Origin of the sequence: Anaerovibrio lipolyticus LB2005, assembly GCF_000621545.1 — a bacterium.
Lineage (GTDB): Bacteria > Bacillota > Negativicutes > Selenomonadales > Selenomonadaceae > Anaerovibrio > Anaerovibrio lipolyticus_A.
The window spans coordinates 129,501-143,524 of the sequence record NZ_JHYA01000001.1 but is presented as its reverse complement, the minus strand read 5'-3'; the positions used below and the strand labels follow the sequence as shown (position 1 = coordinate 143,524).

9 protein-coding genes and 3 tRNA genes are annotated in these 14,024 nt (G+C 44.5%); all 12 read left to right on the top strand.

Annotated elements, in window-relative coordinates; all coding sequences use genetic code 11:
• Positions 1-250: 250 nt before the first annotated feature.
• The 12 genes from T355_RS0100775 (at position 251) to T355_RS0100720 (ending at position 13,971) form a co-directional block, all read left to right on the top strand.
• Positions 251-865, top strand: coding sequence for a LutC/YkgG family protein (locus tag T355_RS0100775; RefSeq protein WP_027396073.1), 615 nt, complete (start codon positions 251-253; stop codon positions 863-865).
• Complete coding sequence (ldhH, locus tag T355_RS0100770) at positions 865-3,027, top strand: L-lactate dehydrogenase (quinone) large subunit LdhH (protein ID WP_027396072.1); 2,163 nt, start codon at positions 865-867, stop codon at positions 3,025-3,027. The genes T355_RS0100775 and ldhH overlap by 1 nt, the downstream gene beginning before the upstream one ends.
• Before the next feature lie 89 nt (positions 3,028-3,116).
• The gene (locus T355_RS0100765; RefSeq protein ID WP_027396071.1) at positions 3,117-3,908 is read left to right on the top strand and encodes an electron transfer flavoprotein subunit beta/FixA family protein; all 792 of its coding nucleotides are present in this window, start codon (positions 3,117-3,119) and stop codon (positions 3,906-3,908) included.
• Positions 3,909-3,920: 12 nt separating this feature from the next.
• Positions 3,921-5,117 carry an electron transfer flavoprotein subunit alpha/FixB family protein gene (locus T355_RS0100760; protein ID WP_027396070.1) on the top strand — a complete coding sequence of 399 codons (1,197 nt, stop codon included), beginning with the start codon at positions 3,921-3,923 and terminating at the stop codon, positions 5,115-5,117.
• Entirely contained in the window at positions 5,114-6,517 is a 1,404-nt protein-coding gene (locus tag T355_RS0100755; RefSeq protein WP_027396069.1) for an FAD-binding oxidoreductase, read from the top strand. The genes T355_RS0100760 and T355_RS0100755 overlap by 4 nt, the downstream gene beginning before the upstream one ends.
• 144 nt (positions 6,518-6,661) lie before the next feature.
• Positions 6,662-10,486 (top strand): PolC-type DNA polymerase III, encoded by a 3,825-nt coding sequence (locus tag T355_RS0100750; RefSeq protein ID WP_027396068.1) that lies wholly within the window; start codon positions 6,662-6,664, stop codon positions 10,484-10,486.
• Positions 10,487-10,504: 18 nt separating this feature from the next.
• Entirely contained in the window at positions 10,505-11,182 is a 678-nt protein-coding gene (locus tag T355_RS15215) for a class II aldolase/adducin family protein (RefSeq protein ID WP_027396067.1), read from the top strand.
• 9 nt (positions 11,183-11,191) lie between these two features.
• Positions 11,192-12,289, top strand: coding sequence for an S-methyl-5-thioribose-1-phosphate isomerase (mtnA, locus tag T355_RS0100740; protein ID WP_027396066.1), 1,098 nt, complete (start codon positions 11,192-11,194; stop codon positions 12,287-12,289).
• Between the two features lie 83 nt (positions 12,290-12,372).
• Positions 12,373-12,449 (top strand) — tRNA-Asp (locus T355_RS0100735).
• A 4-nt stretch (positions 12,450-12,453) separates the two neighbouring features.
• Positions 12,454-12,529: transfer RNA gene (locus T355_RS0100730), tRNA-Gly, on the top strand.
• A 6-nt stretch (positions 12,530-12,535) separates the two neighbouring features.
• Positions 12,536-12,610: transfer RNA gene (locus T355_RS0100725), tRNA-Cys, on the top strand.
• A 179-nt stretch (positions 12,611-12,789) separates the two neighbouring features.
• Positions 12,790-13,971 carry a tyrosine-type recombinase/integrase gene (locus tag T355_RS0100720; RefSeq protein ID WP_027396065.1) on the top strand — a complete coding sequence of 394 codons (1,182 nt, stop codon included), beginning with the start codon at positions 12,790-12,792 and terminating at the stop codon, positions 13,969-13,971.
• The last annotated feature ends 53 nt before the right edge of the window (positions 13,972-14,024 follow it).

Genomic DNA, 14,024 nt, shown 5'->3' with positions numbered 1-14,024 from the left:
GCTTATTAAAAAATAATATCGTATTTAATTGTTATGATAATTATATTTTATTTGAACCCAATAATCAAGCATAATATAGAAAATTGTCTGAATAATTTTTTCAATAGATAGTGTTTTTTTATCAAGTTTAATATTGATTATAGATTATTTATTCCTATTGACAGACGATTTACACGATATTATAATAAAACTTGAATAGAAATGGTTTGACGATTTTGTTGGATGAATTTCTCTGAAAGGAGAGTATCTAATGGAAAAGGTGTGTGAGAATTGGCCAGAAAAGGCATTTATTAGTGGACTGGTAGATGCTAAGTACTGGACCGACTTTGAGGCTAATGCCACAGCTGCAGCTGCTCAGGTATATAAGGTAGCTGATTACGCAGCAGGTGAGGCAAAACTCAAGGAAGTATTAAAGGAGTATGCCCCAAAGGAAATTATTGCTGTAGGTGGAGATGAAAACCCTGCATTGAAAGGGATCTACTCCAGACTGAGTGAGGATGGTACAAAGGTTTACACTGAAAAGTTTGATATTGCTGAACATGCTCCTAGTGCAGATGTCGGCATTTCAACTGCTGAGTTCGGTGTAGGCGAGTCTGGAAGTCTTGTAGTTGATAATTATTCATACGAAGCAAGAGTTACCAGTATGCTTCCATTTGTGAATGTTGTTTTTGTAAATGCCAATTATATGGTAGAAAACATTACCTCAGCTTGTCAGATTATCGGTAAGGTTTTCCAGAAGGGTTATTGCGGATTTGTTACTGGCCCTAGCCGTACAGCTGATATTGAGCGTGTATTGAGCCTTGGTGTTCATGGCCCTAACAAGCTCATCATCATTGCTGTAGAGAACGAAGGGGGGGCTAAGTAATGGCACGTGATCTTAAGAAAGAAATTAAATCAAAACTGCAAGATAACATCATGCAGGATGCCCTGTCCCGCTTTGCAGATCAGTATCCGGGTTCCCGTCTGAAGTCCTATGCAGGCCAGGATATTGAAGAGCTACGTGAAAATCTCCGTTGCATGAAGGCTGATGCCGTAGAGCATATTGAGGAGTTGGCTGACAAGTTCGAAGCCAATGTCAAGGCTCGTGGCGGTGAAGTGTTCAGAGCAAAGGATGGAGACGAGGTTAAAAAGTTCCTTATTAAAATATGTAAGGAAAATGGTGTCAAGAGAGTCGTTAAATCCAAATCCATGGCATCTGAGGAAATTCACCTCAATGAATGCTTCACTGAAAATGATATCCGCGTAAAGGAAACTGACCTTGGTGAGTGGATGATTGCTATTGCAGGCCAGAAGCCATCCCACATGGTTATGCCTGCTATTCACTTGAATCGTTATCAGTGTGCGGAAATGTTTGAAAAGGAGCTTAATGAAGAGGTTCCTGGTGAAGATATTCCTTACATGATTCAGAAAGCCCGTCAGACTCTGCGTCAGGAGTTCTTGCAGGCTGATATGGGTATCACCGGTGCTAACTTCGGTATTGCCGAAAATGGTGCTATCGGTCTTGTTACTAATGAGGGTAATGCCCGTTTGGTAACTACACTTCCTAGAATTCATGTTGTACTTATAGGTTATGAAAAGCTCATTCCTAAGACAGAGGATGCTGCCAAGATTCTGCGTCTGCTGCCTCGTAATGGTACCTGCCAGAAGATGACCAGTTACATGACAATGGTTGATGGTCCTACTCCTGTTATGTACAAGAAGGACGGCAAGTGGGTAGAGGAGAACAGAAAGCAGTACGTAATCCTTTTGGATAATGGCCGTCTGGAAGCTGCCCATGACCCAGTTATGAAGCAGGTTTACCAGTGCGTACGTTGCGCATCCTGTCTTAATGTTTGCCCAATCTGGACCTTGGTAGGTGGTCACGTATATGGTCACATTTACTCTGGTGGTATTGGTGCAATCCTTACAGGTCTTTTAAATGGTATTGAAAACTTTAGTCAGTTCTCTGATCTGTGTATTGGTTGCCGGACCTGTACTACAGTTTGTCCTGGTAAGATTCCAATTCCAGATCTCATTGATGAACTGAGAAATAGATACGTTAAGAAGCATGGTACTCCAACAATGGATAAGTCCTTCTTCGATAATGTCCTTAACGACAGAGGCTTGTTCCATAAGCTGCTTTTGAAGGCTGGTTCTGTTGGTCAGGCACCATTTAAGTCTGGTAAGTTCATCCGTCATTTGCCACTGTTCTTTGCTGGTATGACCAAGGGCAGAAGCTTACCAACTATTGCTGAAAGGTCAATTCGTGACCGGATGCCTGCTCTGGAAAAGAAGAATCCATCCAATGCAAAGAAGAAGGTAGCATTCTTCAGTGGATGTAATACAGACTTTGTATTTGCTGATACTGGTGAAAATGTTGTAAAGGTATTGCAGAGTCTGGGTATGGAAGTTGTATATCCTATGGCTCAGAGCTGCTGCGGTAAGCCAATCCTCGGTGTAGGCGACCGTGAGACTGGTAAGAAGGCTGCAATGAGAAATATCGAAGCTCTTGAATCAGTAAAGCCAGATGTGATTGTTACTTCTTGCCCAACCTGTGCTGAGACTCTCAGTGAAACCTATGAGAAGCTCTTTGCAGATGATCCTGTATGGGGGCCTAGAGCAAAGGCATTCTGTGCAAAGGTTCGCGAATTCTCCAGCTTTGTAGCTGAAGAATACAAGGCTCAGGGTAAGCTGTTGCCAGCTGCTGGTGGCGAAAAGGTAACCTTCCACGATTCTTGCCACATGAAGCGTGGTCTTGGCATCTACGAGGAGCCTAGAGCTCTTATCGATGCAACTCCAGGCGTAGAGCTTGTTGAGATGAAGAACTGCGATAAGTGCTGTGGTATGGCTGGTTCCTTCGGTATGAAGTATTCTGAGGTTTCTATCCCTATGCTGGAGGAGAAGGTTCAGAATATCAAGAACACCGGGGCTACAACCTGCGTAGTTGCTTGTCCATCTTGTATGATGCAGATTGGCGGTGGTCTTGATAACCAGAATACTGGAATCAAGGTAAAGCATATCGCAGATTTGTTGGCTGAAAAGCTATAAAGTATTATAATTGTTATCAGGGGAAAAGTTCAGGGTAAGTTTTCCACTTACCCTGAGCTATATAATGAAAGTATGAGGAGGATTTATTCATGGAAATTCTGGTTTGTATCAAACAGGTTCCAGGCTCCAATAAGGTAGAGGTTGATCCTGTTACCGGAGTATTGAAGCGTAACGGCGCAGATAGCAAGATGAACCCTTACGATCTGTATGCGCTTGAATGTGGACTGAAATTGAAGGAGCAGTACGGTGGCCGAGTGAGCGTAATAACCATGGGACCACCACAGGCTCAGGCAATTATCAAGGAAGCGTATGCAATGGGTGCAGATGCTGGTGCAATCGTATCTGACCGTGCATTCGGCGGAGCTGATGTATTGGCTACCGCACATACTCTTGCACAGGGTATCAAGAAATTTGGCAAGTTTGATATAATACTTTGCGGACTCCAGACTACAGATGGTGATACTGCACAGGTTGGTCCTGAGGTATCCGAGCAGCTGGATATTCCATGCGTATGTAATGTAAAAGAAATTAAAGGCGTTGAGGGTGACAATATACTTGTAGATATGGAAATGGCACAGGATATTGAGCATTTGAAGGTTTCCTTCCCATGCCTTATCACTGTTCAGAAGGATATTGTACAGCCACGCCTTCCATCTTATTTAAAGAAGAAGGACACTGAGGATCGCGAGATCGTTATGTACACCTTAAAGGATATGGAAGACCAGAACAAGAACAACTATGGTCTTAATGGTTCCGCTACTCAGGTTCAGCGTATATTCCCACCTACATCCGACAAGGTTCAGGTTACCTGGGATGATCCTGCTGATGTATTGGCAGAGAAAATTTACAGTACAATCAAGAGCAGAAAATTGTTAGGATAAGGGGGATTAACAATGGGAAAACTGATAGTTCATCAGGACAAAGTAACTGATATTAATGCAATGATTTCCATTTGCCCTTTTAATGCCTTAGAAGAAAAGGATGGCAAGCTGGAAGTTAATGCAGGCTGTAAGCTCTGTAAGCTCTGTGTAAAGAAGGGCCAGCCTGGTGCAATGGAGTATGTAGAGGAAGAAGTAAAGACTGTGGATAAGTCTTTATGGAATGGTATTACCGTATATGTTGACCATGTAAATGGCGAGATTCATCCGGTAACCTTCGAGCTTCTTGGTAAAGCCGGAGAGCTTGCAAAGAAGATCAATCATCCTGTATATGCTATCTTTATTGGTAGTGGCATTGAAAAGAAGGCAGAGGAGCTGCTTCATTATGGCGTAGACAAGGTATTCGTTGTAGATGCCCCTGAGCTGAAGGAATTCCAGATGGAGTCCTATACTGCAGCATTTGAGGCCTTCGTAAACGAGATTAAGCCTTCCGCTATCTTGGTAGGTGCAACCCCAGTAGGTCGTCAGCTGGCTCCAAGAGTTGCTTCCAGATTTAACACTGGTCTCACCGCAGACTGCACAATTCTGGACATTCATGAGAACACTGATCTGGTACAGATTCGTCCTGCATTTGGTGGTAACATCATGGCAGAGATTCTGACTCCAAACTCCAGACCTCAGCTGGCTACCGTTCGTTATAAGATTATGGATGCTCCTGAGCGTAGCGCTGAGGCTAAGGGCGAAATCGTTAAGATTTCCGTTCCAGCTGAAAAGCTCAAGACCCGCACTCAGGTTTTGGGTATTACCCAGAAGCAGAAGGAGAAGAGCATTGAAAATGCAGATATCCTTGTTGTTGCAGGCCGTGGTTTGAAGAAGAAGGAAGATCTTGATTTGGTTCGTGAGCTGGCAGATGCCCTGGGTGGCGATATTGCCTGCACCAGACCATTGGCAGAGGCTGGCTGGCTCGATGCCAAGCATCAGATTGGTCTTTCTGGCCGTACCGTTCGTCCTAGACTCATTATCACCTGTGGTGTATCCGGTGCAATTCAGTTTGTAGCTGGTATGAACAACTCCGACAACATCTTTGCTATCAACACTGATCCTAATGCTAGCATCTTTAAGGTAGCAAACTACGCTGTTATCGGCGATATTTATGAAGTTATTCCAAAGCTCATTGAGCAGGTTAAACAGGGAAAGGGTGTAAAGGCATGAGCGAATACAAGGTTTTAGATGCTTCCGATTTAGAGGCTATCAGCCAGTATGTGCCTCGTGAGCGCATTCTTTGGGCTGATGAAATTAATGAAGAATACAGTCATGACGAGTTAAGTGCTGACGCTTCCTATCCTGAGATGGTAGTAAAAATTACCTCTGCAGAGGAAGCATCCAAGGTTATGAGATATGCTAATGAAAAGCATATTGCCGTAACCCCTAGAGGCGCTGGTACTGGTCTGGTAGGTTCCTCTGTTGCTGTTGAGAAGGGTATCATGATTGATACTACTCTTATGAACCACTTCTTGGAGCTGGACGAAAAGAATCTGACCCTCACTGTTGAGCCAGGCGTTCTGCTGATGGAAATTGGTCAGTATGTAGAGGAGAAGGGCCTTTTCTATCCACCTGATCCAGGTGAGAAGACTGCAACTATTGGTGGTAACATCAGCACTAATGCCGGTGGTATGCGTGCTGTTAAATATGGTGTAACCAGAGACTATGTACGTGGTTTGGAGGTAGTTCTGGCTGACGGTACTATCATGGAAGTAGGCGGCAAGGTTGTAAAGAACAGCTCCGGCTATGACCTTAAGGACCTGATTGTAGGCTCCGAGGGTACTCTCTGCTTGGTTACTAAGGCAATCCTCAGACTGTTGCCACTGCCACAGAAGAATGTTTCTCTGTTGATTCCATTCCCAACTTTGGCACAGGCTATTGGCACTGTACCTCTTATTGTTAGCTCCAACGTTATCCCTACTGCTGTAGAGTTTATGGAGCGTGAGGTTATTATGGACTCTGAGGAGTACCTCGGTAAGAAGTTCCCTGATAACCAGGCTGATGCTTACCTCTTACTGAAGTTCGATGGTGCTTCCGTTGAGGAAATCAGTAAGTATTATGACAGCGTTGCTCAGATCTGCTTGGAGCAGGGCGCACTTGACCTCTTGATTGCTGATACTGACGAGCGTGCAGAGGCAATTTGGAAAGCAAGAGGCGCATTCCTTGAGGCAATTAAGGGTTCTACCACCATGATGGATGAGGTAGACGTAGTTGTTCCTAGAAGCTGCGTAAATGAGTTCGTTGAGTTCGTTCATGATCTTCGCAAGGAAATGGGCATCCGCATTAAGAGCTTCGGTCATGCTGGTGATGGTAACCTCCATGTATACATCCTTCGTGATGATATGGATGACAAGAAGTGGGCTGAGATGCTGGGCAAGGCAATGGAGCGCATGTACATCAAGGCTCGTGAGCTGAAGGGTCAGGTTTCCGGTGAGCATGGTATCGGTCTTGCCAAGAAGCCTTATCTGAAGGAAAGCCTCCCTAAGGAGTCCATGAAGCTGATGCAGGGAATCAAGAAGGCATTCGATCCAAACAACATTTTGAATCCTCATAAGGTATGCTTTGATTAATACCTTTTTTCAATAGTTCCCCTTTCAGGAGAAGTTCGCCGCAAGAGAAATCTTGCGGCGAATTCTTTTTTTGTGCTCTTTTATAATCATTTTTCTGTTATACTATTTAGGAAAGATGATTTGTATTCGGGGGTTTTGCTTTTTATGGATAAATACTGTATAGTCCCAAAGACCAGTCGTATATTGTTTGAGCTGGCCAGAGGGATGGAAATGAATCATGATGAGGAGGAGCTGCTTAAGGGCGGCTTTATTCGTCATGTGGAAATTTCTTTAGATACAAATACATGGGAGATACTGGCCTGGACCATGCCACAAATTGCGGAATCACTTCTTGAACGCGTGGCTTCCTTTGTGGAGGAAAAGAATCAGGTGGCCAAGGTATTTATCTATCAGACAGCCATGAAGCTGGATAAAATTGTGGAGCAGAACTGGGAAAAGCTGGTGGATTATGTTGCTAAGGAGAATCAGGGGGTACGGCATATCCTTTTGCACTCCAACCGCATATATAAAGAATCCAAGATTTTGCTGCAGGTAAATGGTGATTTCAGCAAATACCTTCTTGAAGAACATAATGTTTTACAGGATTTAAAGGAGGCTGGTATCAAGGTAATCGGCTATCCTATTAAGCTGGAGTGTTTGCCTGTATATGAGGAAATAGAGGTTCCTGATGTAGAAGAGGCCGTTCACGAAACAAAGGAGTACCAGGCTGCATTAGAGGCTGCCAAGGCGCCGGCTCCAAAGCCTGCTCAGGGTGGTGGCGGCTATGGCGGTAGTTATGGTGGAGCTCCTTCTGCTGGCGGTAGTGGGGAAAAGAGCCCAGCCAATAAACCTTCCCGTTCCAGACGCGCTGCTATTCCAATTGGCGATGATGATAGTCCACTGGTTTACGGTGAGGCTATAATAGGTGAAATTACCCCTATTTCTGAGATAGAAGGTGAAATGAAGAATATAGTGGTTCAGGGCACTATCGCCGGTGTGGATGGCCGCAGCTTTCAGACTACCAACATTCTTCTTTTTGCTGTGGCGGATAATACAGAGGGCATTTCCTGTAAGGCCTTCTTTAAGGACACTGAGGGCTATGAAAAGGTTCTCGGCCGTCTTAAAAAGGCTGCCAAGGGTGGCGGTGTCATAAAGATAAAGGGTTCTGTCCGCTATGATAAATACGATAACGATTATGTAATGTTTGCTGATAGTGTGCTGCTGGTGGATGTGGAAAGCCGCAAGGATAATGCAGAGGAAAAACGTGTGGAGCTTCATTGCCATACCACCATGAGTAATATGGATGCGGTATCTTCTGCCAAAAAGCTGATTACTACTGCCGAAAAATGGGGTTGGCCGGCCATTGCCATCACAGACCACGGTGTTGTTCAGGCCTTTCCTGAGGCCATGGATACAGTATTTGGACGTAAGCCACTGAATATAAAGGTTATCTATGGCGTGGAAGGCTATCTGGTAGGAGAGGATTACGAGCAAAAGCGGGCAAATCACATTATTTTGTTGGCGAAAAATCCTAACGGTCTTCGCAATCTCTATAAACTGATAACCATGTCTCATCTGCGCTTTTTCCACCGTACACCGAGATTGCCACGACAGCTTATTCAGGAATATCGTGAAGGGCTGATTATTGGTTCTGCCTGTGAGGCGGGGGAGCTGATAAGGGCTATTGTGGCAGGACAAAGCCATGAGGAATTACTCAAGATTGCCGATTTTTACGATTATTTGGAAATCCAGCCTATTGGCAACAATGAATTCCTTGTGAGAAGTGAAGATTTTCCTAACATAAAAGATGACAATGATCTCATTAACATAAATTTGAAGGTCGCTGAGCTGGCAAAGCAGCTAAATAAGCCGTTAATTGCTACCTGTGATGTGCATTTCCTTAATCCTGAGGACCAGATTTACCGTGCTATACTCATGAAGGGAAAGGGCTTTAAGGATGCGGATTTTCAGCCACCTTTGTTCCTTAGAACTACGGAGGAAATGCTGGCAGAATTCCAGTATCTTGGGGAAGAAGCAGCATACGAGGCAGTGGTTACCAACCCACGAAAAATCGCTGAAATGTGTGAGAAGTTTAAGCCTATTCCGGATGAATTGTATTCACCGATGATTCCGGGAGCGGATGAGGAAATAACCTCCATGACCTATAATAAGGCCAAGAGCATGTATGGAGAAGTGCTGCCGAAAATCGTTCAGGATAGAATTGACCAGGAGCTAAAGCCAATTATTGCCCATGGCTTCTCAGTGCTATATCTTATCGCTCAGCGCTTGGTGCGTAAATCCAATTTAGATGGTTATTTGGTGGGCTCCCGTGGCTCTGTTGGCTCATCCTTTGTAGCAACCATGACGGATATTACCGAGGTAAATCCACTGCCACCCCATTGGCGGTGCCCACACTGTAAGCATAGTGAGTTTATCACAGATGGTTCCTATGGCTGTGGCTACGATTTGCCGGATAAGGACTGTCCTATATGCGGTACGAATATGATAAAGGATGGTCATGAGATTCCATTTGCTGTATTCTTGGGATTTGATGGTGATAAGGTTCCGGATATTGACCTTAACTTTTCTGGAGAATACCAGCCAGTGGCCCATAAGTACACGGAGGAGCTTTTTGGCAAGGATAACGTATTCCGTGCCGGTTCCATTGGTACTGTGGCGGAGAAAACCGCCTATGGCTTTGTGAGAAAATACTTTGAGGAAAAGGGACAGACCAAGCGGGAGGCCTACATTAACAAGGTTGCAATTGGCTGTAATGGAGTTAAGCGTACCACAGGCCAGCACCCGGCTGGTATTATGGTAGTGCCCCGTGATATGGATGTGCATTTCTTTACGCCACTCCAGCACCCTGCTGATGACACCACATCAGCTACTATTACAACTCATTTCGATTATCATTCCATCTCCAGCCGTTTGGTTAAGCTGGATATTCTGGGCCACGATGATCCTACGGTAATTAAAATGCTGGAGGATCTTACTCACCGCGATCCTAAGACTATTCCATTTGATGACCCGGCAACCTTGAGCTTATTTAACTGCACTAATGCTTTGGGGGTGACGGAGGAGGAGCTGGGGGCTAATTCCGGTACCTTTGGTATTCCGGAGTTTAGAACCAATTTTACCCGTCAGATGATTGCGGACACCAATCCAAGCTGCTTCTCGGATCTGGTGCGCATATCCGGCTTCTCCCATGGTACTGATGTATGGCTGGGAAATGCCCAGGACCTTATTAGGGCTGGTACATGTACCCTTCAGAACGCCATTGCTGCCCGTGATGACATTATGATGTATCTCATGCATAATGGGGTAGAGCCACTGTTGGCCTTTAAGACTATGGAGCGGGTTCGTAAAGGGAAGGGTATTGAGCCAGAGGTGGTGGAAACCCTTCGTAAGACTGGCATTCCTGAATGGTACATTGAATCCTGTCAGAAGATAAAGTATATGTTCCCAAGGGCTCATGCAACGGCTTACGTTATGATGGCTTATCGAATTGCCTTCTGTAAGGTGCATTATCCGTTGGCATATTATGCGGCTTATTTCTCTATTCGTGCTGCTGCCTTTGATTCAGATATTATTGCCAAGGGGCAGAAAGCAGTCAAGGAAAAAATGGAAGAGCTGGAGGCCAAGGATAAAAGGGATGCCAAGGAGGATGAGCTTTATGTTGTCCTTCAGCTAGCCTGGGAAATGTATATCAGAGGCTTTAAGGTGAAAAAGGTTGATCTCTACAAATCCGGGGCAGACCGCTTCCAGATGGTAACAGAGGAAAATGCCCTTCTGCCACCGTTTACAACCCTTACGGGACTTGGTGGTGTGGATGCCAAGTCCATTGTGGAGAAAAGAAAAACCGGTCCATTTTCTTCTATTGAAAATTTGAAGAAGCGAACCGGCATAACCAAAACGAGTATTGAGGCACTCAGAGTCCACGGCTGTCTTGACGGTATGGATGAGAGCGACCAGATGTCATTGTTTTAATTGAAAGGGGGCTTAGCCGTGCTAAAGGAAATAAAGAGAAAGGTGCTGGAATGCGCTGTTAAGGCAGAAGAAATGGGGCTTTGTCAGCATCGCTCCGGCAATTTTAGTATTCGCGATGAGGATACGGGGCTTATCTGCATTACTCCCACGGGCATGGACCGTAGTGAAATGACCTATCATGATATTGTGGTGGTGAATATGAATGCCGAGGTGGTGGAGGCTGAAACATTGCATCGTCCCACCAGTGAGGTAACTATGCACCTTAAGATTTATGAGGCTCGTCCTGATGTAAATGCTGTGGTTCATACTCACTCAAAGTTTGCCCTTACCTTCGCTATTCTTAATAAGCCAATTCCTGCCATTGTGACGGAATTAATGCACCTTGGCTGCAAGGAGGGCTATATTCCTGTGGCACCTTATGGACGGCCTGCTACTCCTGCACTGGCAGAGTCGGTGCTAAAGCCTTTGCAGATTTCTGACGTGGCACTTATGGAAAAGCATGGCGCTGTAGCTGTTGCTAAAGACATAAAGGAAGCTCTGACCAAGGCTGCCTATGTGGAGGAGTTGGCAGAGATTTATTATAATACCTTGACTATTTTGGGACCTGGAAAGGAACCGGAGTATGTTGACAAGGAAGAATTGCAGAAATGGGCATATCCAAAGGAGATAAAGCTGTTGCCTGGTGAAGATAAATAAGAGGTTATTATGAGTAATAAAACAATTATGGATTATGATACAGTGGCGCTGGATGATGCCAAGAGTGCTTTGGTGATTATTGACCAGACCAAGCTGCCATACAGTACGGAAATTTTGGAACTAACTGATTTAAAGGAAATATGGGATGCCATATATCTGCTACAGGTTCGTGGTGCTCCAGCCATTGGTGTGGCAGCGGCTATCGGTATATATCTCGAAGCCAAGAAAATCGGGGCACAGGAGTCTGAATTTGATGGTTTTTATGAAAAGTTCGCCAAGGCCAAGGAGTATCTGGATTCTGCCCGTCCCACAGCCGTAAACCTTTCTTGGGCTTTGAATCGCATGGAGCAGGTGGTATTGGCCAACAAGACCAAAAGCGTGGGGGAAATAGTGAAATGCCTTCATGATGAGGCAGTGGAAATTCGCGAGGAGGATATTCGGGTGTGCCGTGCTATTGGTGAGCATGGCTTGACTCTTATCAAGAACGGGGATGGTATTCTTACCCATTGCAACGCGGGGAAGCTGGCGGCTGTAAAGTATGGCACGGCCACGGCTCCTATTTATGTTGGGCAGGAGAAGGGCTACAGCTTTAGGGTATTTGCTGATGAAACGAGACCACTTCTGCAGGGCGCCCGCCTTACAGCCTTTGAGCTTCAGGAGTCTGGCATTGATGTGACCCTTATCTGTGATAATATGTCCAATATGGTTATGCGGAACGGCTGGGTCAATGCTATATTTGTGGGCTGTGACAGAGTGGCGGCTAACGGCGATGTGGCCAATAAAATAGGTACTTCCATTGTGGCAACAGTTGCCAAACGGTATAACATTCCGTTTTACGTGTGCGCTCCAACTGCTACTATTGATATGGCTACACCTACAGGAAATGAAATTAAGATAGAGCAGAGAAAGCCTGAGGAAGTCACGGAAATGTGGTATGAAAAGCGTATGGCACCAGATGGGGTAAAGGTTTATAATCCTGCCTTTGATGTGACGGATAACGACCTTATCACTGGTATTGTGACGGAATTTGGAATTGCCAGAGCGCCATATAGCGAGAGCTTAAAGAAAATATTTGATTTAAAGGAACAGGCTGGATTGAACAAATGATAAAAAAGTGGCGAAAATGTGGTTGACAACAGGGATTTAATCACCTATAATATCTATTGTCGTCACAAGCGATAACTAAACGCGGCCCGGTAGTTTAGTTGGTTAGAATGCCGCCCTGTCACGGCGGAGGTCAGGGGTTCAAGTCCCCTTCGGGTCGCCATTTTGCGGAAATAGCTCAGTTGGTAGAGCATCACCTTGCCAAGGTGGGGGTCGCGAGTTCGAGTCTCGTTTTCCGCTCCATTATGTGGTGCCATCGCCAAGTGGTAAGGCCAAGGTCTGCAAAACCTTTATTCCCCAGTTCGAATCTGGGTGGCACCTCCAAGGAATATCAAGCCCTCGCAGGTTTTTAAATCTTGCGATGGGCTTTTTTTGTGCCAATGAAAGTAAAATTGCAGCAATTTGTTGCACTTTTTTGCACAGTTTTTGTTCCAAAGTGTTGCAAATTTGTAGGATTTCGTCCTCTTTTCAAAAAAATATTTATGCAGAAAAGGGGAAAGGTTATGCAAATTGTATCAATCTCTAATGGCAGCATTAAAAAGCGGAATGATAGCTACATGGGCCAGATAACAATTACTTACGAAGACGGTAGTAAAATCAGACGGTCAGTTACGGAAAAGACTCTCAGGAAATGTCAGCGGGCTTTAGGAGCTCTGAAACGTAGTATTATTAACGGCGTTGAATACATCCCACCGTCTGTCATAGCCAATCAGCGCAGGCGGGCAAGAATGGTCGGCATAACGACTCCTGAAAATACTATACATGGTTATGTGGATTATCTTACTAATACGTGGCTGAAGGAAAAACGGCTCGAAGGTTGTACGAATAATACTTTGTACAGCCATGAACAACGGATTAACAGCCATATAACCGATTTTTTCAGAGATAAGGCGATAGAGGATATAAAACCTAAAGACATAGTTCAGGTTTATTCGTATCTAATCGGGCAAGGCTTGAAACCTATAACCGTAAAGAAATTTAGTCACATTTTAACTAATTCGTTTAAATTTCTCATTCGTGATGGCTATATTAAGAATTCACCTGCCGAATATGTGAAAACGCCTAAAGTCATCTATTCTGAAAAAAGAGCCTTGGATGACACGGAAATAAAAAGACTTTTGGCACACGCCATTAATTATAATAACGATCCGCAGACGCAGAACCATAACATGTATATGTTCATTAAATTAACTCTTGCGTCAGGAATGAGAAAAGGCGAAATGTGTGCTTTAATGTGGAATTATGTTGATTTTAGGAATAATACAATAACGGTCAAATACAGCCTTGAAGAAATAGATGGCGTGTGTAATTTGAAACCACCTAAAACTAATAAAACAAGGGTTATAGCAATAAACACTGATGTCATGGAAGAATTGAAAGAACATCGAAAAAGATATGCTTTTGGGCGTTTTGTTTTCCCTTCCAATAACGATAAGAATGAGCCAATGCCGTTAAGTAGTTGTTTTCGGGCGTTCAAGCGTATTCGGAATAGGGCTAAACTTAAAGATATTTCTATCCACCAGTTAAGGCACACCCACGCCTCTAAGTTGGCTAACAGCGGAGTTCCCGTCCATGTGGTTCGGGAAAGACTAGGACATGCTTCACTGTCAACGACTATGAATTATTATGTGCATAGTAATTCGGAACAGGATAAGCAAGCGGCAGACATTTTCAACGATTTATAAGAAAATCTAATAATCTAAATAATAGCAAGGGGAGCCAAAGCCGGCTCCCTTTT

What these genes read in the sequence shown, in the direction of transcription:
- T355_RS0100750 (WP_027396068.1), top strand. Translation starts at nt 6,662, where the DNA reads ATGGATAAATACTGTATAGTCCCAAAGACCAGTCGTATATTGTTTGAG.
- T355_RS0100755 (WP_027396069.1), top strand. Translation starts at nt 5,114, where the DNA reads ATGAGCGAATACAAGGTTTTAGATGCTTCCGATTTAGAGGCTATCAGC.
- ldhH (WP_027396072.1), top strand. Translation starts at nt 865, where the DNA reads ATGGCACGTGATCTTAAGAAAGAAATTAAATCAAAACTGCAAGATAAC.
- T355_RS0100765 (WP_027396071.1), top strand. Translation starts at nt 3,117, where the DNA reads ATGGAAATTCTGGTTTGTATCAAACAGGTTCCAGGCTCCAATAAGGTA.
- T355_RS0100760 (WP_027396070.1), top strand. Translation starts at nt 3,921, where the DNA reads ATGGGAAAACTGATAGTTCATCAGGACAAAGTAACTGATATTAATGCA.
- mtnA (WP_027396066.1), top strand. Translation starts at nt 11,192, where the DNA reads ATGAGTAATAAAACAATTATGGATTATGATACAGTGGCGCTGGATGAT.
- T355_RS0100720 (WP_027396065.1), top strand. Translation starts at nt 12,790, where the DNA reads ATGCAAATTGTATCAATCTCTAATGGCAGCATTAAAAAGCGGAATGAT.
- T355_RS0100775 (WP_027396073.1), top strand. Translation starts at nt 251, where the DNA reads ATGGAAAAGGTGTGTGAGAATTGGCCAGAAAAGGCATTTATTAGTGGA.